Source organism: Bradyrhizobium sp. (assembly GCF_049519115.1).
In the GTDB taxonomy this organism is placed as follows: Bacteria; Pseudomonadota; Alphaproteobacteria; order Rhizobiales; family Xanthobacteraceae; genus Bradyrhizobium.
In genome coordinates this window covers 77,833-104,136 of the sequence record NZ_JBEKRB010000007.1, presented here as the reverse complement: position 1 = coordinate 104,136, position 26,304 = coordinate 77,833, and the positions used below count along the sequence as shown (strand labels likewise).

Sequence of the window (26,304 nt, the reverse complement as noted above, 5' to 3'; positions counted from 1 at the left end):
CTACCAGCTCCCCGACGCGCCGCCGCCGCCGAAACTGCCACCGCCGCCGGAAAACCCGCTGTCGCTGGAGCCCGAACTCGAACCGCTGGACCAGGAACTTCCGGACGAACCCGTCGACCAGCCGCTGCCCCCGCGGCCGGCGTTGCGGCTCGCCGCCTGGCTTGCGGCCATGATGGCATCGCCGAACAGCGTGAGAATGAACGCAAAGATACTGAACCCGACGGAAACGGCGATCGATCCCAGCAAGAACCAGAAGACCGCACCGATCACGCCGGCGGTAACGCCGGAGCCGAGCAGCCGGCCGAATAGGCCGCGGGAAATGCCGGCAATCGCCAAAAAGCCGATAAAGCCGAACGGGCTGAAAATGATGTTGAACGCCATATCCGGGTCGACGCTGTGCGACACTTCCGGCTTTGGCGCCGGCAACGGCTCACCATCGATGATGCGGATAATGCGGTCGACGCCTGCGGAAATGCCGCCGGTGAAATCGCCGGTCTTGAACTGAGGCGCGATGATCTCGTCGATGATGCGGCGCGCGGTGACGTCGGTGAGCGCGCCTTCCAGCCCGTAACCGACCTCGATCCGCAGCTTGTGGTCGTTCTTGGCCACGACCAACAGTGCACCGTCGTCGATCTTCTTACGGCCGATTTTCCAGGCTTCCGCGACGCGGATCGAAAACTGCTCGATCGTCTCGGGCTGCGTGGTCGGCACAATCAGCACCGCGACCTGGCTGCCCTTGCGGGTCTCGAGGTCTTTTAGCCGTTGCGTCAGCGCGGCGGCGTCACTGGCCGACAAAGTGCCGGTTTGATCGACCACCCGCCCGGACAATGGTGGCACCGCGACATCGGCCGCGGCGGCAAACGGCCAGCACAGCAGAAGCGCGGCGAGGAGAGCCCTTGCGATCATCGGTGCGCGGCTACTTCGCCGGCGCCGGTGCTGGGTTGAAATCCACCTTCGGCGCGGTCGAAATTTCCTTTTCGTTCTCGACCGTGAAGTTGGCCTTTTCCTTATAGCCGAACGCCATCGCGGTGAGATTGTTCGGGAAGGTGCGGATGCCGACGTTATAATCCTGCACCGCCTTGATATAGCGGTTGCGCGCCACCGTGATGCGGTTCTCGGTGCCTTCGAGTTGCGACATCAAGTCGTGAAACAGCGCATCCGATTTGAGCTGGGGATAATTCTCGGTCACGACCAGAAGCTTCGACAATGCGCTCGTCAGTTCGCCCTGGGCGGCCTGGAATTTTGCAAACGCGCCGGGATCGTTGACGAGTTCCGGCGTCGCCTGGATGGAGCCGACCTTGGCGCGCGCATTTGTCACGCCCAACAGCACGTCTTTTTCCTGCTGCGCAAAGCCCTTCACCGAATTGACGAGATTAGGCACGAGGTCGGCGCGGCGCTGATACTGATTGAGGACCTCCGACCATGACGATTTGACCTGCTCGTCATTGGTCTGAATCGCGTTATAGCCGCAATTGGTAAGGCTCAGCGTCGCCAACGCCGCGAGCATCGTCAAGAATTTGCGCATCGAATTTCTCCGTTACCATCGCGGGCGAACCTATCAGAACGGCACAGCGAGGTAAGCCACCAAATCGCGCCACACGCCCAGTTCCGTGGTGTTGTCGGCTTTAGTCGTCTTGATGATGCTAAAAGTTCAGGGGATGCGTGACGATGGTCGCTTGATCCCTCCCCGCGTTGCGTGGGGAGGGATAAGAGAAGAATCAGGCCGCCTTGATCCTGGCGTCCCGGATCGCCTCCCAGACCTTCATCGGCGAGATCGGAGTCTGGATCGAGGTGATGCCGAGATCGGAAAGCGCATCCATCACGCCATTGGCGATGCAAGGCGGGCCACCGATCGCGCCGGATTCGCCGCAACCTTTGGCGCCCAATGGATTGGTGCGGCACGGCGCCGAACCATCCAGCGTCACCTCGATCGGCGGCACGTCGTCGGCGCGCGGAATGCAGTAGTCCTGATAGCTCGCGGTGATCAGCTGGCCTTCACCGCTGTAGGTCACGCCTTCATAGAGCGCCTGTCCGATGCCCTGCGCGACGCCGCCATGCACCTGCCCCGTCACCAGCATCGGGTTGATGGCGACGCCGACATCGTCCACCGTGGTGTAGCGCACCACGCGCGTCACACCAGTTTCCGGATCGATCTCGACCTCGCAGATGTGCGTCCCGTTCGGCCAGCTCGGGCCGTCGGTCTGGCCCTCGCTGTCGACCGAGAGCCGCGCGCCAGCTTCCTTTTTGGCGATGTCGAACAGGCTAACATGTTTATCGGTGCCCACAACCGTGAGCGTGCCGTCGCGATACTCAATGTCCTCGATGGAAGTCTCCAGCATCTGCGAGGCCTTCTCGCGAGCCTTCGCAATCAGATCCGCCGCCGACACCACCGCGGCGGTGCCGCCGACGAACAGCGAGCGCGAGCCGACGCTGCCGAAGCCGATCGCCAGATCGGTATTGCCCTGCACCACATCGACCTTGTCGATGGAGACGCCGAGCGCTTCCGCGATCATCTGTGAGAAGGTGGTTTGTAGCCCCTGCCCCATCGCCTGGGTGCCGGCATTGAGCACGATGCGTCCCTCGGCAGTCGCATGCAGGTTGACCCGCTCGTTATGCACGGTGCCGCCGGTCCATTCGATATAGCTGGTCAGACCACGGCCGTAGAGCAGGCCCTTTTTTTTCGCGGCCTTCTTGCGCGCGGCGAAACCCTCCCAGTCCGACAGTTTGACGGCGCATTCCAGCATGTGCGCAAACGCACCGGAATCGTACACCTGACCGACCGCATTGGTATAAGGCATTTGCGCCGGCTTGACGTAGTTCGCTTTACGAATGGCGCGCGGATCCATTTTCAATTGGCGCGCGGCCGCATCCATCAAGCGCTCGACGACAAAGACGGCCTCGGGCCGGCCTGCGCCGCGATAGGCGGCGACCGGCGCAGTGTGGGTCATCACCGCCTTGAGGTCGTAATGAACCAGCGGCAGGTCATAGACCCCTGTCTGCACGAACGGCCCGAGGATCAGCGGGATCAGCGCGCCGGTGCCTGAGATATAGGCGCCGGTGCCGCCAACCGAACGCACCCGGAAGGCTTGCACGCGGCCCTTGGCATCGAGCGCGAACTCCGCCGTCGAGGTCAGATCGCGGCCATGGGTGCCACCGAGAAAATCGTCCGACCTTTCGCCACGCCATCGCACCTTCTTGTTCAGCTTGACGGCGGCATAGGCGACCATGCCGTCTTCCGGATAGAGGTTGGTCTTGTGACCGAAGCCGCCGCCGATGTCGCCGACCAGAACTTGGATGCTTTCCTTTGGGCGCTTCAGCACGGCTTCGGCGAGAATGTCGCGGGTCGAGGCCGGCGTCTGCGACTGGACATGCAGGATCAGCCGGCCGGTTTTCCTTTCGACTTCGGCAATGGCCGAGCGCGGCTCCATCGCGGAAGGCACCAGACGCTGGTTGACGAGATCGAGCGAGACGACGTGGTCGGCTTTGGCGAAGGCGGCTTCCACCACCGCCGCATCGCCATAGCTCATCCGGGCCACGATATTGTCGGGCACTTCGGACCACACCAGCGGCGCGCCCGGCTTGATCGCTTCCAACGGGTCGACCACGGAGGGCAATTCCTGATATTCCACTGCGATCGCTTCGGCTGCGCTCTGCGCGGCAAACCGCGAGGTCGCAACGACAGCGGCGACGGTCTCGCCGACATAACGCACCAGATCATGGGCGAGCAGACGCCGTGGCGGGACCGTCATCGACGAGCCGTCCGGCCGCGGGAAAATCAACAGCGTCGGCAGGGTACCGATGTCATCAGTGATCAGGTCGGCGCCAGTATAGATCGCTTCCACGCCCGGCATCTCGGCCGCCGCCTTGGTGTCGATCGAGACGATCTTGGCATGCGCATGCGGCGAGCGCAGCATATAGAGCCACAGCGCGCCGTCTTCCGGCTTGTCGTCGATGAAATGGCCCTTGCCGGTCAGCAGCCGCTGGTCTTCCAGACGCTTGACCGGTTGGCCCGCACCGAAACGTAGATTGCCGGGAAGAATGTTCATCGCGCGCTTTCCCTAGGATTTCGTCAGGCTGCCAATGTAGCCGACAGGCAAGGAACACGCCAAGCCCCCTCCGCCGTCATTCCGGGGCGCGAGTGCAACGAGCGAGCCCGGAATCCATGGTGCCGCACGAACGCTGGGAGAAATGGATTCCGGGATCAGCCCTGACGGGCTGCCCCGGAATGACGACAAAGGGCGCAGCGACGACGGCGTTTAGTCACCCGACCTCCCGCAATACTGCCGCCACGGCCGTGCACTCGTCGGCCGTCAGCGCCTTTTGAGGCGGGACGGGATCGCCGACGTCATAGCCCTGGATCGAGAGTGCGGCCTTGATACAGGCCGCGAGATTGTAGCGCGCAAAGGCCTCGTTGACCCGCCACAGCTTTCGTTGAAGCACCAACGCTTCGTCCCAGCGCTTCGCCTTGCAGAGCTGGTAAAGCGCCACGCTCTGCCGCGGGATGATGCAGGCCGGCCCCGCCATCCAGCCGACGCCGCCGATCAGCATCACCGCCGCCGGGATATGCGCGGACGCAGAGAACACCCGGATCGAATCGCCGCAGCGGTTCACGATCGACAACAGCCGCCCGGTATTGGTGGAGGCATCCTTGATGTACTGGATGCGCGGATGGGCCGACAGCCGCGCGATGCAATCGAGCGAGAGGTCCGAGCGCTGGAATTGTGGATTGGTATAGATCACGACGGGAATATCCACCGCATCCGCGATGGCTCGAAAATAAGATTCGACCTGCGCATCGGACAGTGGGAAATACGCCTCCAGAATCGCGAGGATACCGTCGGCACCGAGTTTTTGATACGCCTTCGCCTGCGCCACCGCGTCCAGCGTTGAGGTCGAGGCGACGCCGGCCACGACCGGCACCCGGCCGCGTGCCGCTTCGATCGTTGTCTCAACAACGGCCGAACGCTGGGCGTTGTTGAGATAGGCGAACTCGCCCGTCGAGCCAAGCGGCGTGAGCCCGTGCACGCCGGAGGCGATGAGGTCCTCGCACAGGCGTGCCAGTACCTCGCGGCGAATGGTGCCGTCAGGATCGACCGGAGAAACAAGATAGGGAAAGACACCGTGGAAATCCGCCATGTGGGAAGACTCTTAAGTGATGCGCTGACCTGAGGCAATCACGACGGCTGCGACCAGGCCGACGCCGCTTGCAGCTTCAGCATGAGAAAATCGAGCAACAAGCCGACACCGAGCATGGTCAGGATATAGGCGAACACGGTCGCGCTTTCGAAAAAGCGCTGCGAGTACATCAGGGTTGCGCCCATCCCGCCGCCGCCAGAGACCATTTCCGCCGTGAACGTCGTAATCAGTGACACTGGCAGCGCGACCCGCAATGCGGAGAAAATCCTCGGCCAGGCCGCCGGTAGCACGATGCGAAACAACATGCCGAGGCGAGATGTTCCCAACGAAGCCGCCGACCAGATCCAGACCCGGTTGACGCCTGCGGCCGCCGCGAAGCTGCCGATCAGGATCGGGAACACACAGGCGAACGCCACCAGCAGGATTTTCGACAGGCTGTAGATGCCGAACCAGAGAATGAAGATCGGCAGGAAGGCGATCTTCGGCGAGGGAAAGGCCAGCGCGATCACGGGATCGAACAGCCAGTGCAGAAAGCGGCTGCGTGCCATCGCAATGCCGAGCGGAACACCAATGGCGGTTGCCAGACAAAGCCCGACCGCTGCGCGCGACAGACTGACCGCGAGATCAAGCGGCAGCGAACCGTCGGCGCAGACCGCCCACCATTCTGAAATCACCTTCGTGAACGGCGGCAGGAACAAAGCCGAAGTGAGGCCCGCTCGCGCAACCGCCTCCCAGAGCACGATGACCGTCAGCACCGAGATCGTCGAGCGGGCGTGAAGGCCACGCTGGCTCACCACTTTTGCCGTCATTGTCCCCTCGCCGATTCATGCCAGCGAAGGCTTTTCCCGGTCAGCATCAACAGAAGGCGGTCCGCGACGAAGGCCACGACGACGATGCAGGCGATTGCAGCAAACATGTAATCGTAGGCGCCGTTCTCGCCATACATGAAGATCAGCTTGCCGATGCCGTTGGTCGAGGCGATCATTTCCGAGGAGATCGCAAGCACAAAGGAAAAGCCGAGCGCGACGCGAAGACCCGCGAAAATATCCGGCAGCGCGTGCGGCAGATAGACCCGCCACAGCATGGCGCGCGGCCGGGTGCCGAAGGCTTCCGCGCCCCAGACCAGCACGTGCGGGGTGGAAGCGACGCCCTGCGCCGTGTTGACGACCATCGGCAGCAGGCAAGCCAAAAATATCGCACACACCGAAGTGGTGGTGCCGATGCCGAACCACAGGATAAACAGCGGAATCAGCGCCGATTTCGGCAGCGAATAGGTGCCGCCGACGATCGGCGTCGCATAGGCGCGAAACACCGGCGAGCGCGCCATCATCAGGCCGAGCCAGATGCCCGCAATCGAGCCGAGCGCCAGCCCAAGGCCGGCGCGCCAGAGCGTAATGAACAGATTGTCCCTGATTTCTCGCCCCGAAAGAAGATCATAGATCGCGGTGCCGACACGCACGGGCGACGGGAGAAACGCCGGGTCGATAAGAGCGAAACTGCTCGCCGCCTGCCAGAGCAGGCCGATCAGAACCAGCGGCAGGGCGCGCCCCACCGGCGACGACAGCAGGGGCGCGCGATCAGCCCGCATGCTTGGCTTTCTCCGCGACGAGCGCCTGACGCCGGACCGAAATCCAGACCTCGTTGCGCACTTTGTTGAAAGCATCCGACGTGAAGAGCTGTTCGCGCGGGATGGTGCGGTCGAGATCGATCTTGAATTCCTCGACGATCTTTCCCGGCCGGGCCGACATCACGCAGATGCGGTTGGAGAGATAGACCGCCTCGTTGACGTCGTGGGTAATCATGAGAACCGTCTTGCGGGTCTCGAGCCAGATCCGAAGCAGTTCATCTTGCATCACCTCGCGCGTTTGCGCATCGAGCGCACCGAAGGGTTCATCGAGCAGCAGAATGGCGGGATCGCAGGCCAGCGTCCGTGCAATCGCGACACGCTGCTTCATGCCGCCGGACAGTTCGCGTGGGAATCGGTCTTCAAAACCCTTCAGGCCGATCACGCCGATCAGGCGGTCGGCGATGCGCGCGCACTCATCAGTGGGCAACGGACCTCGTTCCAAACCGTAGAGAATGTTGTTGCGCACCGAGAGCCACGGAAACAGCGCATATTCCTGAAACACCACGCCGCGATCGATGCCGGATCCCGTGATCGCCTTGCCATCGACCAGAACCTCGCCGGCGGCATCGAGGAACCCGCCGACGACATACAGCAGCGTGCTCTTGCCGCAGCCGGAGGGACCCACGATGGATACGAATTCGCCGGTCTTGATCTTGAGGTCGACGGTCCGAAGCGCCTGCACCGCCTGTTTGTCGCCGGGATAGGTTTTGGAGACTCCCTTGATTTCGACTTTGGCAACCTCAGGCATCACAGCGCGCACGGCCTCGGCAGCAGGCTGACATTGAGATATTTGGACGCGTCGATGCGACGGTCGATCAGCTTTTCCTCAAACATTGCATCGAGCGGCTTCTGGATGGTCTGGGCCGACACGCAAGCATTCGGATCGCGGTAGTAATCGCGGCCGGTGGCGAAGTAGGAATTCAACACCTCCTTCGACGACTTGGTGAAATCCGACACCAATTGGATCGCCTTCTCGCGATTGGCGGGATCGTAGAACCAGGCGATGCCGTCGACGTAATCGGCGAGGAAGGCCTTCACCGCATCGGGATTCTCCTTCAGGAACGCGTTGGTCGTGACCTGAAAGATCACCGAGGACGGCCCGAACGCATCGCCACCGGTGAAGACCTGCCGCAGGTCGCCCTTCGGGCTTTCGATCGCCAGGAACGGAATCACGAGCACGCCGCAATCGATGCGCTTTTCTCGAATGGCGGACGCGATATTCGGGAAAGCGATTTCCACGATCTCGACGTCGCGCCGCGGGTCGATGCCATTTTTCTTCAGCACGACGCGCAATGCCAGATCGACCGCGGATGCAAACGCGTTGATGCCGATCTTCTTGCCTTTGAGATCGGCGATGGTCCTGATGGCTGAGTCCTTCAAGACCATGAAACTGTTGGTGGCGTTGCCGGGATGGCCATCCTGGTAATTGTCCGAGATGATGGTCAATCCATTCGGCACCGCGTCCTTGACGATGATGGTGGCAAAGGCCGGTCCCGATAGCGTGGCGATATCGGCCTGACCCGCCGCCAACAAAGCGGCGGCCTCAGGCGTACCGCGCGTAAACGTCATGTCGAGCGTATAGGCCTTGCCGTAGTTCTTCAGGACGTTCTGCTTGACGTAGTCGAGAAAGATGATCGTCTCCATCTCGTTCGGCCCGATGCCGCCACCGGTCGCATAACGGATATTCGGGACGGAAGCGGCCAGCCCCGCGCGGGACACGAAGGGCGCCGATAGAGCGGCGCCGGTCGCGCCCATCATCACGGCGCGGCGGGAGATGAAGGTGGTGGGCGACGTCATCTGACTTCCTCTCATCAGCTAAAATGAAAAGGCAAAAATAAAGCCGATACCATCAGGCAAATCTCATGCCTTGAGAAGGGCCATTATCCCTTGAGAAGCGCGATCATTCTTTAAGAAGTGCCATGGCCTCGATTTCGACCACGAGATCGGGATGCGACAACCGGCGTACCTCAACAGTGGTGCTCGCAGGCAGGCCGACGCCGAGATAGTCGTGCCGGACATCGACGTGTTTGAAGAACTCATCGATGTCGGTCACGAAGGTCGTGGTCTTGACCAAATCGTGAAGCGTGGCGCCGGCAGCTTCCAGCGCGTTCTTCAGGTTCTCGCCGACCTGTTTGATCTGCGCGCGCATGTCACGAGGACCGACGATGTTGCCGTCCTTGTCGCGTGCCAGCTGACCGGAGACGAAAACAAGCTTTTCGCCGGAAGCGACGACGACATGGGAATAGAGCACATGGCCGCCGACATTGCGCTTGAACAACTTATCCGGCTGGATTTTCTCGATCGACATCTTGCAACGGTTTCCTTTGGCCTTGCGCATGCACCGTTAAAGACAGGCACGGCACGCAACTCTTGCCAAAGGCGAGGTAAAGCGCAACCCCGGAAAACCGCATGGAGGGCGCGACGGCTACGCCGCCCGCGCGTAAAAAAGTTACGCGGCGTTAAGCATCGGCCAGGTGGCGGTCTGGACCATCCAGGTCTGCAACGGGCTTGACTGGGTCTCGTGCGGCTCGAAATAGCCCTCCAGCTCGACCAGCGCGCGGGTTTCCCATTCGTAGGCTTGCTCCAGGAGCGATTGCCGCTGAGTGGGGCGAAACGCCGCCGTTTGACGATACAATGACGCCGTGGCGCGATATCGCCGAACGTTTTCCAGAATTGCATTCCCGCTCATCTCTTGCCTCCCCATTGGCTGTGTCCGGAAACGACTTTGCCGGCGGCGGGTTTTCAATTGCTTATCGGGTTCGGTAAACGGCTTTCACGGTTTTCAAAGTGTTGATGGGCGAATGCTGCCCCCATGCAGGGCCACCCCTTGCTCCCCTGCGGGGGCACCGGCTAGTGTCGATCAACCAAGGCGTAAGGCAGTTTTCAAGGGAGGAAAAACATGAAAATCACAAACCGGCTCTGGCGATTTCTGCTGATGCCGCTGGCGCTCGCCGGCATGCTGAGCATGAGTTCGGCCGCCGAACTCAATCCGGCTGCGATCACCATCAAGATGCCCGACAATATCCCGTGGAGCCCGGTCGATGCCCGCGGCGCCCAATCGGCCGTCGTGGTCGGCGACCCGACCAAGCCCGGCTTCTATATGGTCTACAACAAGTGGACCAAGGGCAACCATTTCAGCCGCCCGCACTTCCATCCAAACGACCGCTACATCGTGGTGCTGCAAGGCACCTGGTGGGTCGGAACCGGACCGCATTTCGATCCCGCCGAGACCAAGGCCATCCCGGCCGGCAGCTTCGTCACCCATTTCGGCAAGCAGGTGCATTGGGACGGCGCCAAAGACGAAGACGCTGTGCTCCTGATCATGGGCGAGGGGCCGGGATCATCAACGCTGGTCAAAGAAGAGTAACCATCGCTCGAACCGCTGGGGTGATCGGATGCGCTGGCTCCGGTATACGGCAAACCAGACCTCCTCCTGGGGCATCGTCGAAGGCGACCGCGTCATCGCGGTCGACGGCGATCCCTTCGGAGAATGGCGGCGCACGCCGCAAACTTATGCCCTCGATGAGGTCAAGATCGAGCTGCCGCTGGTCCCGCGCACGTTTTATTGCGTCGGTCTCAATTACCTCAAGCATCTCAAGGAAGCCGCCGACAAACGCGGCGAGGTGCCGAAAATCCCGGACCGGCCCGAGGTCGGTTACCGCGCCCAGAATGCGCTGATCGCGCATGACGAGGACGTGATCATCCCTTCGATCGCCACCGAACAAATTCACTACGAAGGCGAGCTTGTCGTCGTGATCGGCAAGAAGGCCAAGCACCTATCCGCAAGCAACGCGATGGATTGCGTGTTCGGCTACACCATCGGCAACGACGTCAGCGAGCGGACCTGGCAGAAGGCCGACCGTAGCCTGTGGCGTTCCAAGAATGCCGACACATTCAAGCCGATGGGACCGTGGATCGAAACCTCGGTCGATCTCGAGGCGATGGAAACCGTCGTGCGGCTCAACGGCAAAGAGAGCAACCGCTTCCGCACCAATGAGATGATTTTCGGGATCAGGGAATTCATCGTCGAGATGACGAAGTATTTCACCCTGTGGCCCGGAGACGTGATCTGGATGGGAACCGACGGCGCTTCGCCGAACATCAAGGCAGGCGACGTGGTCGAGATCGAGATCACCGGTATCGGCACGCTGCGCAACCGGTTCGTCGCCGAGAAATAGACGGCTTTCGCGGGCACAAACCGCAAAGCAGCCGGCGCCTCAGTGTCCCCGAGGCGCCCGCAATATCAAGACCGACATCAGGATCGAGCCGGAGCGCTCCGCGGCGAAATCAGGCCGACGGCGAGCGTGCCGACGACGGCGAAGGCCACATTGAGGATCAGCGCGCCGAGGCCGACATAGAAGACGTAGCTGGTGTCGCCGACACTGAGCGTCGCCAGCGGCTTCAAGCCATTGCTCCACGCCGTCCAGGTTCCCCAGAGGATGCCGGCCGCCCAGCCGAGCAGAAGACCCTCGGCGCGGAACCAGCGCGTGAACAGACCGAACACCAGCGCCGGGAAGGTTTGCAGGATCCACAGGCCGCCGAGCAATTGCAGGTCGAGCGCATATTGCGTCGGCAGGAAGATCGTGAAGGCCAGCGCGCCAACCTTGACGACAAGGGAGGCGATCTTGGCCACCGACGCCTCGCCGGCATGGCTGATGTCCGGATTGACGTAGGACTTCCAGATGTTGCGCGTGAACAGGTTGGCGGCGCCGATGCTCATCACGGCGGCTGGCACCAGTGCGCCGATCGCAATCGCCGAGAATGCGAAGCCTGCGAACCAGGACGGGAACAGCTCCTTGAACAGAGCGGGCACGACGTCGTTGTTCGACGCGACCTTGATGTGGGCGGCATAGGCCATGTAGCCGAGCAATGCGATCAGCCCGAGCAGCAGCGTGTAGGCCGGCAGCAAGATCGCGTTCTTGCGAATGGTGTCGGCGGATTTCGAGGCGAAGATTCCGGTCAGCGTGTGCGGATACATGAAAGCCGCGAGCGCCGAGCCGAGCGCAAGGCTCGCATAAGCCAGCATCTGCGGCGACTTCAGCGTGAGCCCGGTCGCGCCGCCCTTGGCGGCAAAGGCGTCGCTGGCCGCACTGAACACCGCGCCATAGCCGCCGAGTTTTGCCGGCACGACGACGACCGCAACCAGCACCACGATATAGATCATGATGTCCTTGACAAAGGCGATCAGGGCCGGCGCGCGCAAGCCGGAGCTGTAGGTATAGAGCGCCAGGATGACGAAGGCGGCCACGATCGGCAGTTCGCCGGTCAGACCGATCGCCTTGATCACCACGCCCATGCCGATCAGTTGCAGCGCGATATAGGGCATCGTCGCAACGATACCGGTGATCGCGACCACGAGCTCAAGTCCGCGCGAGCCGTAGGTGCCATGAACCACGTCGGCCGCGGTCACATGTCCCTTGGCGTGCGCCACCTTCCAGAGCAGCGGCATGATCGCAAAGACAAAGGGATAAACAACGACCGTGTAGGGAAGCGCGAAGAAGCCGTAGGCGCCGACCGCATAGACCAGCGCCGGCACTGCGATCACGGTATAGGCCGTGTAGAAATCGCCGCCGACCAGAAACCAGGTGATCCAGGTGCCGAACTGACGTCCGCCCAGGCCCCATTCGTCGAGATGCTCGCTGACCGGGCCGGATTTCCAGCGGGCGGCGAAGAATCCCATCACCGTGACAAGGGCGAAAAAGAAAATGAAGACGGTGAGCGCGATCCAGTCGATGTCAGCGGACATGGTGGGCCTTATCCAGTGAGGCGGGATTTTATGGCGTTTCGTCGTCGGGCGTGCGCGAGCGATACACGATCCAGATCAGGATCGACGTGATCGGCACCCAGGCAAGCTGATACCAATAGAAGAATGGAAAGCCTAACAGCGCGGGGTCCTGGAAGTTGTAGAAAGGCACCCATAACAGGCCGACGAACGGCAGCAGCAACAGCACCCACATGACGGGCATCCTTTAATAAGCGGCTTTCGACCTATCGAGGCCAGCTATCTTTTGGCTATCTACGACCGGATCGTTACTGCGTCCAGCATTTGCTTTGCCGCATTGCAGCGACGAGACGCTCCAACGCAATGACGCCGCGACGGGGATACCGGCGCGGCGTCATTAACGAGCGTGCTTAGACTAAAGCGCTAGTGGGGTGGATTTCACATTCGCTATCTACCTAGCCGCGGGCTCGCCAAGCGAATGTCAAATCCAAAACTCCACTAGAAACCTATATTTGCTAGTGGTCCTTTTGATTCTAACATTTGCAAAAAGAGGCCGCTGCAATGGGATGCGAATGTTAGAATCGGACCACTAGACAGCGCTGTTACTTCATCAGGTCGGCGCCGACCTTGCAGATCAAGGCGTCCTGATCGCCAGTGCCACCGCTGCAGCCGATCGCACCGATCAGCTTGCCGCCGTCAACCAGCGGAAAGCCGCCGGGGCTCGCCGTCAGCGTTGGATCGAGCGTGCCTGGATAAGTGTGACCGCTCTCGTAGACATTATAGAACAGGCGGGTTTCTCGGCGGAAGCGCGCTGCGGTGCGGGCCTTGTTGATCGAAATCGCGCCGGAAGCGATCTGTGCGCCTTCCATCCGCTCGAATAGCACCGGCTCACCATTGGTATCGACGACGGCGATATTCATCTTCCAATTGCGCTTTTTGGCTTCGGCCTCGGCCGCCGCTACGAGTTGCTTGGCCTTCTCGAGACCGATCGACATGCCATAGGGAATATCGAAAGGCATCGCATCCGGTGTGCCGCCGGACGGCGGTTGTGCCGGCGGGGTGGCCGGCGCCGGCGCTTGCGCCAGTGCCTGCGAGCTGATCGTCACGACGGCAAACGCCGCCACTGCCAAAGAAATCATCGAACGCATTATACTCTCCCTGTTGAACTGAGCTTCAGTGGTGTCGGTAGACATACTTGCTCGAAACGCCCCTCACATCGGCGGCGTCAATCCATCCTTGCCGTAGGTGACGCGCGGCGTCTGCCAGGTGCCGTCGGCGCCCTTTTTCGCAGCACCGACGAAGATCTTGATGCCCGGCTTGAGATCGGCCTTGTCGCCGATCACATAGGTGACGACCTGGGTCTCAGGCGTCACGAACACCTTCTTCTCGCCGTCCTTGTATTTCACGGTCAACACCGGCCCATCGACACCGCCGACCGTCTGCTCGACGTTGGCGTTGGTCATCTTGGTGTTGGGCCGCAGATCCCAGTCGTAGTGGCCTTCGCCGGTGCCGCGCATCGACTCGGGGAAAATATGCACCTCGATGGCCTTCTGGCTGCCGTCGGGCTGCGTCAGGCCGGTCGCGCCGACGAACTGGCCCGGTTTGATGTCGGCCATCGTCGCTTTCACGATCGCGACGTAAAGCTGGGGATCGATGACGCCGAGCTTCACCTCGGCGCCGTCGCGATTTTTGATGACGTAGACGGATCCGTCGACGCTTTCGACCGTGCCGCGAATGCGCAGCGTTTCCTGTGCGGACGCCGGCAACGCAAAACAGGTCATGACGAACATCGCAGCAGCGATCGTGCGCTGGAGCGTACTGAACATGTTGATCCTCCGTGGGGTCTGAATGGCCGGCAGAACAGGAGTGGAAGGCCGTTCCGGCCAAGTGCCTGAAACACGCCTCCTCTGCAACCCCCGCCGGGTTGGAATATTCCTTAACAGCGCCGGTTAACGAGCGATCATCGCACTGCAACGGAGCGCCCTACTCCATCTTGATCCCGGCCTCGCTGATGACGCGGCGCCAGCGTTCTTCTTCAGCGTGAAAATATCGATCGAGCGCTTCCGGCGGGAGCGCGACGGCGACCAGTCCCTCATTGACGCCCAGTCTCTTGAAGGCTTCGGATTGGACCGCCGAGGCGGCCGATCGATTGAGCCGGTTGATCAGCTCAGGGGGCGTTCCGGCCCGCGCAAACAGTCCGTACCAGCTTTCGGCGGCATAGCCGGGGACCCCGGCCTCCGCCACCGTCGGCACTTGCGGAAAGGCGGGCGAGCGCTCGGCGGACGTCACCGCGATCGCGCGCAACTGTCCGCTTTCGACCAGCGAAGCCGCACTTGCGACAGTGGTAAACATCACGTCGATCTGGCCGCCGATCAGGTCGGTGATGGCCGGAGCTGCCCCCTTATAAGGCACCGCCGTCAAATTGACCTTGGCCATGTCCTTGAACAACTCGCCGGCCAGATGCGCCGACGTGCCGGCGCCAAAGGTCCCGAACGTCATTTTGCCGGGATTGGCCTTCGCTGCCGCGATCAGGTCCAAGATCGTTCGGATCGAAGACTTCGGATTGACGACGACGATATTGAACGAGCGCGCAATCAGTGCCACGGGCGCGAAATCCTTGTGCGGATCATAGGGCAGCTTCGCGTTCAGGCTGGGATTAACCGCGTTTGCAAAGGTCCCCATCAACAGCGTGTAGCCGTCGGCAGCGCTCACCGCGACGGCCTGGGTTCCGACGATGGTCCCCGCGCCCGGCCTGTTCTCGATGATGACGGAAACACCGAGGTCCTTCGCCATCTCCTGCGCGAGCGTGCGGGAAACCACGTCGGTGCCGCCGCCCGGCGCAAACGGCACGACGATCCGCAATCCCCGCTCCGGATAGAGCGCCGACGCAGGCCGGTTCGGAAAGGCGACGAGAACCAAAGCCACTACCGCAAGCAGCGGAAAAGGTCGTTTCCAGATGCGTGCATCAACCACGGGCATTTGCCTCCGACACGGATTTTTGAAGACCGGATTTTTGCAGGCAGCCTAGCAGGTTTCACCCCATGAAACATGCCATGCGCGGAGCGACTTGCCGATATGACGTCGGACGTGCGCGGCCATATGGACGGATCAAGCGCCGTTAATTAGTGTCCGCGCCAACGAAAAACAGTTGGGAGGAATCCATGAGGCGCTGGCTCTTTGTTTTGCCGCTTCTGGTCGGGTCACAAGCTTTCGCGCAGCAGGCGGTTCCGACCATCAATTTCGAGTCGGTGCCCAATCCGCTGAAGCTGCCGACCAACATGTATTTCGGCGAGGTCTCCGGCGTCGCCGTCAATTCCAAGGGACACGTCTTTGCGCTGTCGCGCGGCAACACGAGCGGCCCCGCTTACGCGGCTGCCGCCACGCAGCTTCTTGAGTTTGACAAGGACGGAAAGTTCATCCGCGAGATCGGCAAGAACCTCTATGCTTGGTCGTTCGCCCACACCGTCAAGATCGACCCCAGCGACAATATCTGGGTCACCGACAAGGGCTCGGACATGGTGATCAAGTTCGACACCGAAGGCCGCGTGCTGATGGTGTTCGGCCGCAAGCAGGAGGCCTCCGACGAAGATACCGAACCGCTGAAGCACCCGAAGCCGCCGCTGCCGCCGGATGACGGCCGGTTCCGCCAGGTGACGGACGTCGCCTGGGACAAGGCCGGCGACACCTTCATCAGCGACGGCTACATCAACTCGCGCGTCGGCAAGGTGGACAAGGACGGCAACTGGCTGAAGTCGTGGGGCGAGCCGGGCAACGGACCGGGCCAGCTCAATACGCCGCACTCGATCGCGACCGACGCCAACGACAATGTGTATGTTGCCGATCGTGGCAATCATCGCATCCAGGTGTTCGACAAGGACGGCAAGTTCGAGCGCCAGATCGTGATCGATGTGCCGGTGCCATCGGATGCGAAGCCCGCGATCGGCAGGATTCCGGATGAAGCGACGAAGGCCAAGGGCACGTTTGCGCCGGGCTCACCCTGGTCGATCTGCATCACGCCGCCGCCGCATCAGGTGCTCTATAGCTCGGACGCATGGCCGGGCCGGGTCTACAAGCTCTCACTCGACGGCAAGGTACTGGGCGTGCTCGGCCAGTCCGGCAAGCAGCTAAAACAATTCGGCTGGATTCACGCGATGGCCTGTCCGTCGGAGAACGTGCTGTATGTCGCCGAATTGTTGAACTGGCGCGTGCAGAAGCTGATTTTGAAGCCGTAAGGCATCGTTGCGACGGGGGGCGAGAACGATACTCTCCACCGTCATCACCGGGCTTGTCCCGGTGATCCACGTCTTACTTACTTCTCGTTGAAGCGAAGACGTGGATGGCCGGGCCAAGCCCGGCCATGACGGGTGACAAAATTTCGGATCGCTTCGCTACGTCGCCGTGGCGCGCGCGAACTCGATGTAGATCTCGCGCAGGCGCGCGGCCATCGGGCCGGGCTTGCCGTCAGCGACGGCCTTGCCGTCGATCTTCACCACCGGCTGCACGAAAGACGACGCGCTGGTGATGAAGGCTTCCTTCGCCTTCAGCGCTTCCTCGATCGTGAACGCCCGTTCTTCGACGCGCAACTGGCGTTCTTCGGCGAGCTTGACAACGGCCTTGCGGGTGCAGCCCGGCAAAATTGCGGATGAGTTCTCGCGCGTCACCAGCACATCGTCCTTGGTCAGGATGAAGGCCGACGACGATCCGCCTTCGGTCACCTTGCCATCCTCGATCATCCAGGCTTCGCCGGCGTCTGCTTCAGCCGCGGCCTGCTTGGCGAGCACCTGCGCGAGCAGCGCCACGCTCTTGATGTCGCGCCGCGACCAGCGGATGTCAGGCACGGTGATGACGCCGATGCCGGTTTTGGCGGACGCGGCGTTGACGATGTCCTTGACCGAGGTGAACATCATCAAGGTCGGCTTGACGCCTTTCGGAAACGCGAAATCCCGCCCCACATCCGCGCCGCGGGTGACCTGAATATAAACGAGCCCATCCTTGACCGCGTTGCGGGTGATCAGCTCGTGCTGGATCTCCTTGATGCGCGCGACGGTTTCCGGCAACGGCAGCTTGATCTCGCCGACCGAACGCTCAAGACGGGCAAGATGCGACTCGTTGTCGATCAGTTTTCCATCGAGCACCGCGGAAACTTCATAAATGCCGTCGGCGAACAGAAAGCCGCGATCCAGCACAGAGACCTTCGCCTCTGAGAGCGGCACGAAGTCACCGTTGACGTAAGCGATGGAGCCCAAGTTCATTCTCCCGGCGGCAATGAGACGATGGACTGATCATATAGGCGAAACGCGGTTGCTGATAAACCCTTACAAACGCGATTCTGAGGTGCAGGAAGCCGCCATTTCCGTCATTGCGAGGAGCGAAAGCGACGAAGCAATCCAGTCTTTTTTTCTTACGCTGGATTGCTTCGCTATCGCTCGCAATGATGACTTAATGCGACAAAATCTTCGACAAGAACTTCTGCGCGCGGTCGCTGCGCGGCTTGCCGAAAAAATCCTCCTTCAGCGCGTCTTCGACGATCTCGCCCTGGTCCATGAAGATGACCCGGTTGGCAACCTTGCGGGCAAAACCCATTTCGTGGGTCACGACCATCATGGTCATGCCGTCGCGCGCCAGATCGACCATGACGTCGAGCACCTCGCTGATCATTTCGGGATCGAGCGCCGACGTCGGCTCGTCGAACAGCATGGCGATCGGGTCCATCGCCAAGGCGCGCGCGATCGCCACGCGCTGCTGCTGGCCGCCAGACAACTCGGCCGGATATTTCTGCGCCTGAACCTTCAAGCCGACGCGGTTGAGCAGCTTTGAGCCTTTCGCGAGCGCCTCGGCATGCCGCCGCCCGAGTACTTTTTCCTGTGCCAGGCAGAGATTATCGATGATGCGAAGATGCGGAAACAGTTCGAAATGCTGAAACACCATGCCGACGCGGGCGCGCAGCTTCGGCAAATTGGTCTTGGGATCGCCGACGGAGATGCCGTCAACGACGATCTGCCCCTTCTGGAACGCCTCCAGAGCGTTGACGCATTTGATCAGCGTCGATTTTCCCGAGCCGGACGGACCGCAGACAACGACCACCTCGCCCTTGGCGACGCTCGTGGTGCAATCCTTCAGAGCCTGGAAGGTCGGGTTATACCATTTGTCGACGTGGCTGATCTCGATCATCGGTGACCCCAACTGTTTGAAAGTGATCTCATTCGAAAAAAACGGTCCCACTTTTCCTGAACGTTAGCGAACGATGGCGATGCGCGCTTGCAGGCGCCGCACGCCGAAAGATGCAATGCTGGAAATCACGAAGTAGACGACGGCGGCGAACAGATACATTTCGACCAGCCGGCCGTCGCGCTGCGCAACCTTGCTGGCGGCGCCGAGAAAATCGGGAATCGACAGCACGTAGACCAGCGAAGTGTCCTGGAACAGCACGATGGTCTGCGTCAACAGAACCGGCAGCATGTTGCGGAAAGCCTGCGGCAGCACGACATAGCGCATGGTCTGCCCGTAAGTCAGACCAAGCGCGGAAGCGGCCGACGGCTGGCCTTTTGAGATCGACTGGATGCCGGCGCGCATGATCTCGGCGAAATACGCCGCCTCGAACAGCGTGAACGTAATGAGCGACGAGGCGAACGCGCCGACGCGCACCGGCCGCGACGAGCCGGTCATCCACTGCCCGATATAGGGCACCAGGAAGTAGAACCAGAAGATCACCAGCACCAGCGGCAGCGAGCGCATCAGGTCGACGTACAGACGGGCGAAGCGCGACACCAGCCACAGGCTGGAGAGCCGCATCATCGCAATCAAGGTCCCGAACACGAGGCCGCCGAGGGCCGCCAACCCCGTCAGCGTCAGCGTGAACGTCATGCCGTCGAAAAACAGGTAGCCGAGCGAGCGGCGAATGACGTCGAAATCGAAATTGGCGAACATCGGCTATTTCCCGGTGATGTAGCCGGGGATCGCCACGCCGCGCTCGACGAAGTGCATGGCGATGACGACGACGATATTGATCAGCAAGTAGAGCGCGGTCGCGGCCGTAAAAGCCTCGAACACCTGAAACGAGAACTCCTGCATCGCGCGCGCTTCCGCCGTGAGTTCGATCAGGCCGATCGTGAGGGCGACCGAGGTGTTTTTGATGGTCGAGAGAAATTCCGATGTCAGCGGCGGCAGGATGATGCGGAACGCGATCGGCAGCAGCACGTAACGATAGACCTGCGATGGCCGCAGGCCCAAGGCGGTCGCCGCGAGCCTCTGGCCGCGCGGCAGCGAATTGATGCCGGCCCGCGTCTGTTCAGCGACGCGCGCCGACATGAACAATCCGGTCCCGATCGCCGCCGTGTAGAACGGCGCGTTGGGCAACTGCTTCAGCCACAGGCCCCAGGAAGCGGGAAGAAGCTCCGGCAGCACGAAGAACCACAGGAACAGCTGTACCAATAGCGGCATGTTGCGGAAGAATTCGACATAGCAAAAGCCGAACAAGTTGGCAGCTTTCGACGGCAGTGTTCGCATCACGCCGACAATGGTGCCGGTCACGAGCGCAATCACCCAGGCCGCAAGCGCGGTGACGATCGTCACCACAAGCCCGGACAACAACATGTCGAGATAGGTGCCGGTGCCGTTCGGCGACGGCTCGAAGAAGACGTGCCAGTTCCAATGATAGTTCAAGACCGCCCCCTCACATGGCCTTGTAGGAATCCGGATCCGGCGTGTCCGTCGGTTTGGCAAACGCTTTCTTCAATTCCGCCCCCATCGGCACGTTGAGGTTCAAGCCCTTCGGCGGGATTTTCTGCAAGAACCATTTTTCGTAAAGTTTTTGACCTTCCGCGCTCTGATAAAGCGCCGCGGTAGCATCGTCCGCGACCTTCTTGAAAGCCGGGTCGTCCTTGTGCAGCATGATGCCATACGGTTCAGGCTTGGAGAACGCGTCGGTCGAAATCACATAGGCGTCGGGGTCCTTGGCGCCGGCAGCAAAGCTTGCGAGCAAAATGTCGTCCAGCACCGCTGCGACCGCGCGGTCGGTCTCGACCATCAGGAACGACTCGGCATGTTCCTTGGCCGGGACGATGTTGATGCCGAGATTGCGCGCGGCATTGGTCTCGGTGAGTTGCTTGATATTGGTGGTGCCGGAGGTGGAAGCGACCGTCTTGCCCTTGAGATCGTCGATCGAATTAAGATGGCTCGATTTCTTCGAGATGAAGCGCGTCGCGGTGAGAAAGTGGGTATTGGTGAAGGCGACCTGCTTCAGCCGATCGGGATTGTTGGTGGTCGAACCGCATTCGAGGTCGATCGTGCCGTTCGCGAGCAAGGGAATTCGACCCGATGACGTCACAGGATTGAATTCCACCGTCAGCTTGTCGAGCTTCAGCTCTTTTTTCACGGCGTCCACGATCTTCATGCAGATATCGATCGCGAAACCGATCGGCTTCTGGTTGTCGTCGAGATAAGAGAAGGGAATCGAGGAATCGCGGTAGCCGACGTTGATAACGCCGGTTTCCTTGATCTTCTTCAGCGTGCCCGTGAGTTCATCGGCATCGGCCGTCCCTGCATAAAGAACCGCGGCGAGCGCAAACCCCGTGATATGCAGGCACTTCATTCGCATCTCTCTCACTCCAACGACGTTCGACAAGAACCCTCTACCCAGGGCCTTTGTCCGCAGTTTTCAGCCGCGGCTCTATTTCCGCGGTTATGCAAGGACCGGGCCGCCTGCGCCCGTAGGCCCCCGCATCGAACGACCTTACATGACTTTATAGGCATCGGGGTCGGAGGAGTCGGATGGTTTGGCGAATTCATGTCTGAGTTCGGCCCCCATCGGCACGTTGAGGTTCAGGCCTTTCGGCGGAATCCTCTGCATGAACCACTTGTCATAAAGCTTGGGGCCTTCGGCGCTCTGATAGAGCGCGGCCGTCGCATCATCCACCACCTTCTTGAAGGCCGGATCGTCCTTTCGCAGCGTGATGCCGCAGGGTTCCGGCTTCGAAAACGCGTCCGACGAAATCACGTAAGCCTCGGGGTCCTTTGAGCCGACGGCGAAAGCCGCCAGCAGAATATCGTCCATCACAAAGGCTACGGCGCGGTCGTTCTCGACCATCAGGAACGCCTCGGCGTGATCCTTGGCGTGGATGACATTGATGCCGAGATGGCGCGCCGCGTTGGTCTCGATCAGCTGCTTGATGTTGCTGGTGCCGGAGGTCGCGACCACCGGCTTGCCTTTCAGATCGTCGATCGAATTCAGCTTGTTTGCCTTCTTCGAGATGAAACGCGTCGCGGTGAGAAAATGGGTGTTGCTGAAGGCGATCTGCCTTTGCCGTTCCGGATTGTTCGTCGTCGAGCCGCATTCGAGGTCGATGGTGCCGTTGGCGAGCAGCGGGATACGGGTCGACGACGACACCGGAGCCAGTTCGATCGCGAGCGTGTCGAGCTTCAACTCTTTTTTCACGGCATCCACGACCGCGTAACAGATGTCCATGGCGTAGCCGATGGGCTTCTGGTCGTCGTCGAGATAGGAAAACGGAATCGAGGAATCGCGAAAACCGAGCGCGATCGAACCGGTGTCCTTGATTTTCTTCAGGGTGCCCGAAAGCTCTTCAGCCTGCGCGGATACAACGCCAAAAGTCGCTTGCGCGGCGAACAAAGCCGCCGCACAGGCAAAGCCGATCCCGCGCAATCGCCGCATGATGTGCCCCTCGCCCCAGCGCGTGATCCCTCGCGACAAACGCGAAAGCGTTTGCGCGGAGATCATGCGCAAACAATAACCGCTTCACATCGCCTTGTAGGAATCCGGATCCGGCGAATCCGATGGCTTGGCAAATTCACCTTTAAGTTCCGCACCCAACGGCACTTTGAGATTGAGGCCCTTCGGCGGAATCTTTTCCATGAACCACTTGGTGTAGATCTTGGCGCCCTCGCCGCTCTGATAGAGTGCGGCGGTAGCCGCATCGACCACCTTCTTGAAGGGCTCGTCGTCCTTGCGCACCATGATGCCGTAGGGTTCGGGCTTGGAGAACGCGTCGGTGGAAATCACGTAAGCGTCCGGGTCCTTCGAACTCGCCACAAAGCTCGCGAGCAGAATGTCGTCCATCACGAACGCCACCGCGCGGTCGCTTTCCACCATCAGAAACGCCTCGGCGTGATCTTTCGCCGGAATGATGTTGATGCCGAGACTGCGCGCGGCATTGGCTTCGTTGAGCTGCTTGATGTTGGTGGTGCCGGAGGTCGAGACCACCGACTTGCCCTTGAGGTCGTCGATCGACTTGATGTTGTTCGCCTTCTTGGAGACGAAGCGGCTGGCGGTCAGAAAGTGGGTATTGGTGAACCAGACCTGCTTCTGCCGCTCGGCATTGTTGGTGGTCGAACCGCATTCCAGGTCGACGGTGCCATTGGCCATCAGCGGGATACGGGTGGCGGACGTGACCGGATTGAGCTTGACCTCGAGCTTGTCGAGCTTGAGTTCCTTCTTCACGGCATCGACGATCTTGTAGCAGATGTCCATGGCGTAGCCGACGGGCTTTTGGTTGTCGTCGAGATAAGAGAACGGGATCGAGGAGTCGCGGTAGCCGAGCGTGATCGCGCCGGTCTCCTTGATGTTCTTCAGCGTCCCCGTCAATTCCTGTGCAGATACCGGCCACGCCGAAAGCGCCAGGGCCAAGGCTGCGCCTGCGATAAGCGTTGGTTTCATAAAAAAATGCTCCTTTGTCCGACGTGAAACTGTTGGCGCGCCAGTCGATGGCGGGCGCGCCTTTCCCTGTCTTCTTGCCCTATCTTATGGTCTGAACGTCAGGAGGTCGCAAGCCGACCTTTGGCGGGAAAAGCGCGCATGCGCCACAACTAGTGTCCCGGTTCTGACATTCGTACCATATCGCGGCGAGCACGATTACGAATGTCAGAACCGGGACACTAGCAACCCATATGATTCTAGTGTGGCTTTGACACTGACGTTCCTTCAAAGAACTCGCGGCGGCACCGGAAGGAACGTCAGTGTCGCCACACTAGTCACGCCTTGCTGGAAGCCGCCGACGTGGCGTGGATGGTTAACAGCGTCCCCAGGCTCAGGATGCCAACCGCCGTCAGGTAATATCCAGGCGCGAGATCGCCGATCAGGGCAAAGCCGCCGAGCCACGTCATGGTGGCCGGCCCCATGCCGCCGAACAATGTGACACCGATATTATAGCCGAGCCCCAGCCCCGTGGCCCGTGTCGCCGGCGGCAACAGTTCCGACATCAACGCCGCGAGCGGGCCGTAATAGAGCGCCTTCAGCGTCGACAGCCAGAACACGGCAAAGACGATGACGGCCCGCCTCGGATAATTGGTGATCAGGAGAAAAACCGGAAAAATCGAAAGCAGAAGAAAAATATTGACCGTGATCATGTGCCGCGTCCGGCCGATCCGGTCGGAAGCCATTCCCGCAAAAGGCGTCAGCAACGTGACCATGATGCCACCGACAAAGGTCGCGGTGTAACCGGTGATCGGCGGCAAGTTGAAGTTTTTGACGACATAGGTCGGCATGTAGATGATCAGGTAGTTGACCGCGGTCGAGATCGCGAGCGCGCCGATGCCGAGCAGCACCCGCGATTTCTGGTGGAGGAAAACTTCTCTCACCGGCGAGCTCTGCGCGGCCGGCGGTGCGGTGGCATCTTCCAGGTGGTTGCGGATGTAGATGCCGATCGGCCCAATCAGGACCCCGAACAAAAACGGAATGCGCCAGCCCCATGCGGTCAGGTCCGCCGGCGCCATCCAGGCGGTGAGGCCGACGCCGAAGGCGGATGCGAGCAGGTTGCTCAGGCCCTGGCTGGCAAATTGCCAGCTGGCGATAAAGCCGCGCTGCCCGGGGCGATGTTCGACCAGAAACGCCGTTGAGCTTCCGAATTCGCCGCCGGCCGAAAATCCCTGCACCAAACGCGCGAGCAAAACCGCAATCGGCGCCAGAATGCCGATCGTGCCATACGTCGGCATCACGGCGACCATGAGCGTCCCCAGCGTCATCAGAACGATGGAGATTAGTAGAGAGGCTTTGCGGCCGTGACGGTCGGCATAGGCGCCGAGCACAACGCCGCCGATGGGGCGGGCAAGGTAAGCGAGCCCGAACGTTCCGAACGTCAGCAGCAGCGATGTCGTCTGGTCGTCGTTCGGAAAGAACGCCTTGGACACGTAGATGGCGAAATAACCGTAGATCGTGATGTCGTACCACTCGAGCGCATTGCCGATCGACGTCGCCACAATGAGCCGCGCGATGCTCTTTTCACTGCCGGCCTTTGCCGCTTCGGTTATTGCCGCCGGTGCCGAAACGCTCATGCGATCACTTTCTTAAGCACGGGCCAAAGGCTGTTTCATCTCGCCGAAGTCCCAGAACAGGCCGGCCATGATGCCGAGCGCCTCTTCCGTGACTGACAGCAAAATGTGCTCGTCGGGTGCGTGCTGCGAACATCCGGGATAGGAGTGCGGCACCCACAGCGTCGGCAGTTTTAGAATATCGGTAAAGACGTCGTTGGGCAGCGAGCCGCCGAAATTCGGCAACACGGCCGGCGCCTTGCCTGTGGTCTTGCGGATCGACTCCGCCGTCCAGTTGATCCAGGGGCTGTCGAAATCGGTGCGCGAGGCGGCAAAGCGCTGCGTCGCCTCAACCCCAACCATCGAGAAGCCGCGGGCGTGCAAATGCGAGCGGATCACGTCAGCGATATTGTCGACCTTGGTGCCGACGACGAAGCGCAGTTGCAGGACCGCCGACGCGCGTCCGGGTATCGCATTGGCGGGCTTTTCGATATTCCCCGACGACATCGCCAGCACCTCTAACGTGTTCCAGGCATACAGCCGCTCGGCTGCCGACAAGCCATCCTCGCCCCAGTTTTCCGACAGCGCCGGCTCATCCGCCGTAGGCCTAACCTCGACGTCGGCCAGCGCCGCGCGGACCTGATTCGACAGTCGCGGCGGCTTCAACTGTTCGAGCAGCAAGCGGCCATGGCCATCGACGAGGCATGAGATGGCGTTGGCCAGAATGGTCGCAGGGTTGGCCAGGACGCCACCCCAATTGCCGGAATGATGGCCGCCCGCGCGCAAGTTCACATCGAGATGAATGCGGATGCCGCCCCGGCATCCGAGGAACAGCGTCGGTCGCTCGGCGGATAGCCTTGGGCCGTCGGAAGCGAGCAGCAGATCGGCTTTCAACTCGTCGCGCAGCTGCCGGCACACTTCCGGCAAATCGGGTGAGCCAATCTCCTCGCCGGTCTCGATGATGAATTTGACATTGAAACCAAGCTTGCCGCCGCGGCTCTCGCGCACGGCGCGCAACGCCGTCATGTTGATGCTGTGCTGGCCTTTGTTGTCAGCGGTGCCTCGCCCGTAGACCCGGTTGCCGACCTGGGTCGTGCGCCAGGGGTCGAGGTTGTCCCGCCATTCGCCCGCCATGCCGTCGACCACATCGCCATGGCCGTAGATCAGGACGGTCGGCGCCGAGGCGCTCTCGCGGTATTCGGCCAGAAGATAGGGACCTTTGCCGGCGGGCGACTCGATCAGCTTGGTCGAGAAATCCATGTTGGCGAAAGCCGGCTGAAGGTCGTCAGTGAGATAGGCCCGCAACGCGTCGCGCTGCTCGGGGTTCTGACTTTCGGTCTGATAGGCGACCCTGCGATCGAGTTGCTCAAGAAATTCTCCCGAACGCAGCATGATGTGGGCACGGGCGATGGCATCGGCTCTGGTCATGGGATTTTATTCGCAAGTTTGACGTTGGCGTTTCAATGGTCACGTTAGCGGGATAAGGCAGTGGAGTCGATTTGACATTCGCTACCAATCTAGCTGCGAATCCGGAAAGCGAATGTCAAATCGTAAACTC

27 protein-coding genes are annotated in these 26,304 nt (G+C 61.0%); 3 read left to right on the top strand and 24 right to left on the bottom strand.

Annotated elements, in window-relative coordinates:
* The 10 genes from ABSE61_RS07955 to ABSE61_RS07910 all read right to left on the bottom strand — a co-directional run bounded on the left by ABSE61_RS07955 (position 1) and on the right by ABSE61_RS07910 (position 9,452).
* Positions 1-906, bottom strand: coding sequence for a TPM domain-containing protein (locus ABSE61_RS07955; RefSeq protein WP_423870539.1), 906 nt, complete (start codon positions 904-906; stop codon positions 1-3).
* A gap of 10 nt (positions 907-916) precedes the next feature.
* Positions 917-1,525 (bottom strand): LemA family protein, encoded by a 609-nt coding sequence (locus ABSE61_RS07950; RefSeq protein WP_423870538.1) that lies wholly within the window; start codon positions 1,523-1,525, stop codon positions 917-919.
* 193 nt (positions 1,526-1,718) lie between these two features.
* A complete protein-coding gene (locus ABSE61_RS07945; RefSeq protein ID WP_423870537.1) occupies positions 1,719-4,046 on the bottom strand; it encodes a xanthine dehydrogenase family protein molybdopterin-binding subunit in 2,328 nt (775 codons plus the stop codon).
* Positions 4,047-4,260: 214 nt separating this feature from the next.
* The gene (locus ABSE61_RS07940; RefSeq protein ID WP_423870536.1) at positions 4,261-5,136 is read right to left on the bottom strand and encodes a dihydrodipicolinate synthase family protein; all 876 of its coding nucleotides are present in this window, start codon (positions 5,134-5,136) and stop codon (positions 4,261-4,263) included.
* 38 nt (positions 5,137-5,174) lie between these two features.
* The gene (locus ABSE61_RS07935; protein WP_423870535.1) at positions 5,175-5,945 is read right to left on the bottom strand and encodes an ABC transporter permease; all 771 of its coding nucleotides are present in this window, start codon (positions 5,943-5,945) and stop codon (positions 5,175-5,177) included.
* Entirely contained in the window at positions 5,942-6,724 is a 783-nt protein-coding gene (locus tag ABSE61_RS07930; protein ID WP_423870534.1) for an ABC transporter permease, read from the bottom strand. The genes ABSE61_RS07935 and ABSE61_RS07930 overlap by 4 nt, the downstream gene beginning before the upstream one ends.
* Complete coding sequence (locus ABSE61_RS07925; RefSeq protein WP_423870533.1) at positions 6,714-7,511, bottom strand: ABC transporter ATP-binding protein; 798 nt, start codon at positions 7,509-7,511, stop codon at positions 6,714-6,716. The genes ABSE61_RS07930 and ABSE61_RS07925 overlap by 11 nt, the downstream gene beginning before the upstream one ends.
* Positions 7,511-8,560, bottom strand: a complete 1,050-nt coding sequence (locus tag ABSE61_RS07920) for an ABC transporter substrate-binding protein (RefSeq protein ID WP_423870532.1) — start codon at positions 8,558-8,560, stop codon at positions 7,511-7,513. Before ABSE61_RS07920 ends, ABSE61_RS07925 begins: the two co-directional genes overlap by 1 nt.
* A 103-nt stretch (positions 8,561-8,663) precedes the next feature.
* Positions 8,664-9,071, bottom strand: coding sequence for a RidA family protein (locus ABSE61_RS07915; RefSeq protein ID WP_423870531.1), 408 nt, complete (start codon positions 9,069-9,071; stop codon positions 8,664-8,666).
* 141 nt (positions 9,072-9,212) lie between these two features.
* Positions 9,213-9,452 (bottom strand): hypothetical protein, encoded by a 240-nt coding sequence (locus tag ABSE61_RS07910; protein ID WP_423870530.1) that lies wholly within the window; start codon positions 9,450-9,452, stop codon positions 9,213-9,215.
* Positions 9,453-9,662: 210 nt separating this feature from the next.
* Here ABSE61_RS07910 and ABSE61_RS07905 point away from each other — a divergent pair, with 210 nt between their 5' ends.
* Positions 9,663-10,130 (top strand): cupin domain-containing protein, encoded by a 468-nt coding sequence (locus ABSE61_RS07905; RefSeq protein ID WP_423870529.1) that lies wholly within the window; start codon positions 9,663-9,665, stop codon positions 10,128-10,130.
* Positions 10,131-10,158: 28 nt separating this feature from the next.
* Positions 10,159-10,941, top strand: a complete 783-nt coding sequence (locus tag ABSE61_RS07900; protein WP_423870528.1) for a fumarylacetoacetate hydrolase family protein — start codon at positions 10,159-10,161, stop codon at positions 10,939-10,941.
* Positions 10,942-11,018: 77 nt separating this feature from the next.
* On the opposite strand, the gene mctP is transcribed toward ABSE61_RS07900, so the two are convergent.
* The 5 genes from mctP to ABSE61_RS07875 all read right to left on the bottom strand — a co-directional run bounded on the left by mctP (position 11,019) and on the right by ABSE61_RS07875 (position 15,458).
* Positions 11,019-12,509: a monocarboxylate uptake permease MctP gene (gene mctP / locus ABSE61_RS07895; RefSeq protein ID WP_423870527.1), complete on the bottom strand. Its 1,491-nt coding sequence runs from the start codon at positions 12,507-12,509 to the stop codon at positions 11,019-11,021.
* Positions 12,510-12,537: 28 nt separating this feature from the next.
* Positions 12,538-12,720 (bottom strand): DUF3311 domain-containing protein, encoded by a 183-nt coding sequence (locus ABSE61_RS07890; protein ID WP_423870526.1) that lies wholly within the window; start codon positions 12,718-12,720, stop codon positions 12,538-12,540.
* Between the two features lie 367 nt (positions 12,721-13,087).
* Positions 13,088-13,633, bottom strand: coding sequence for a GlcG/HbpS family heme-binding protein (locus ABSE61_RS07885; protein WP_423870525.1), 546 nt, complete (start codon positions 13,631-13,633; stop codon positions 13,088-13,090).
* A gap of 63 nt (positions 13,634-13,696) precedes the next feature.
* Complete coding sequence (locus tag ABSE61_RS07880) at positions 13,697-14,311, bottom strand: hypothetical protein (protein WP_423870524.1); 615 nt, start codon at positions 14,309-14,311, stop codon at positions 13,697-13,699.
* Positions 14,312-14,468: 157 nt separating this feature from the next.
* Positions 14,469-15,458 carry a tripartite tricarboxylate transporter substrate binding protein gene (locus ABSE61_RS07875; protein WP_423870523.1) on the bottom strand — a complete coding sequence of 330 codons (990 nt, stop codon included), beginning with the start codon at positions 15,456-15,458 and terminating at the stop codon, positions 14,469-14,471.
* Positions 15,459-15,646: 188 nt separating this feature from the next.
* On the opposite strand from ABSE61_RS07875, the gene ABSE61_RS07870 reads away from it, so the two are divergent.
* Positions 15,647-16,717: a peptidyl-alpha-hydroxyglycine alpha-amidating lyase family protein gene (locus ABSE61_RS07870; protein ID WP_423870522.1), complete on the top strand. Its 1,071-nt coding sequence runs from the start codon at positions 15,647-15,649 to the stop codon at positions 16,715-16,717.
* A 156-nt stretch (positions 16,718-16,873) separates the two neighbouring features.
* On the opposite strand, the gene ABSE61_RS07865 is transcribed toward ABSE61_RS07870, so the two are convergent.
* From ABSE61_RS07865 to ABSE61_RS07825, 9 genes are all read right to left on the bottom strand, one after another.
* The gene (locus ABSE61_RS07865; RefSeq protein WP_423870521.1) at positions 16,874-17,731 is read right to left on the bottom strand and encodes a D-amino-acid transaminase; all 858 of its coding nucleotides are present in this window, start codon (positions 17,729-17,731) and stop codon (positions 16,874-16,876) included.
* Positions 17,732-17,924: 193 nt separating this feature from the next.
* On the bottom strand, positions 17,925-18,656 hold the full coding sequence (locus ABSE61_RS07860; RefSeq protein ID WP_423870520.1) for an amino acid ABC transporter ATP-binding protein: 732 nt from the start codon (positions 18,654-18,656) through the stop codon (positions 17,925-17,927).
* 63 nt (positions 18,657-18,719) lie between these two features.
* Entirely contained in the window at positions 18,720-19,412 is a 693-nt protein-coding gene (locus ABSE61_RS07855) for an amino acid ABC transporter permease (protein WP_423870519.1), read from the bottom strand.
* A 3-nt stretch (positions 19,413-19,415) separates the two neighbouring features.
* Positions 19,416-20,147: an amino acid ABC transporter permease gene (locus ABSE61_RS07850; protein ID WP_423870518.1), complete on the bottom strand. Its 732-nt coding sequence runs from the start codon at positions 20,145-20,147 to the stop codon at positions 19,416-19,418.
* A 10-nt stretch (positions 20,148-20,157) separates the two neighbouring features.
* Complete coding sequence (locus ABSE61_RS07845; RefSeq protein WP_423870517.1) at positions 20,158-21,075, bottom strand: amino acid ABC transporter substrate-binding protein; 918 nt, start codon at positions 21,073-21,075, stop codon at positions 20,158-20,160.
* Between the two features lie 141 nt (positions 21,076-21,216).
* Positions 21,217-22,155, bottom strand: coding sequence for an amino acid ABC transporter substrate-binding protein (locus ABSE61_RS07840; RefSeq protein ID WP_423870516.1), 939 nt, complete (start codon positions 22,153-22,155; stop codon positions 21,217-21,219).
* 84 nt (positions 22,156-22,239) lie between these two features.
* Complete coding sequence (locus tag ABSE61_RS07835; RefSeq protein ID WP_423870515.1) at positions 22,240-23,157, bottom strand: amino acid ABC transporter substrate-binding protein; 918 nt, start codon at positions 23,155-23,157, stop codon at positions 22,240-22,242.
* Between the two features lie 314 nt (positions 23,158-23,471).
* Positions 23,472-24,770: an MFS transporter gene (locus tag ABSE61_RS07830; protein WP_423870514.1), complete on the bottom strand. Its 1,299-nt coding sequence runs from the start codon at positions 24,768-24,770 to the stop codon at positions 23,472-23,474.
* Between the two features lie 12 nt (positions 24,771-24,782).
* Positions 24,783-26,174, bottom strand: a complete 1,392-nt coding sequence (locus ABSE61_RS07825) for a M20 family metallopeptidase (protein ID WP_423870513.1) — start codon at positions 26,172-26,174, stop codon at positions 24,783-24,785.
* Between the last annotated feature and the right edge of the window lie 130 nt (positions 26,175-26,304).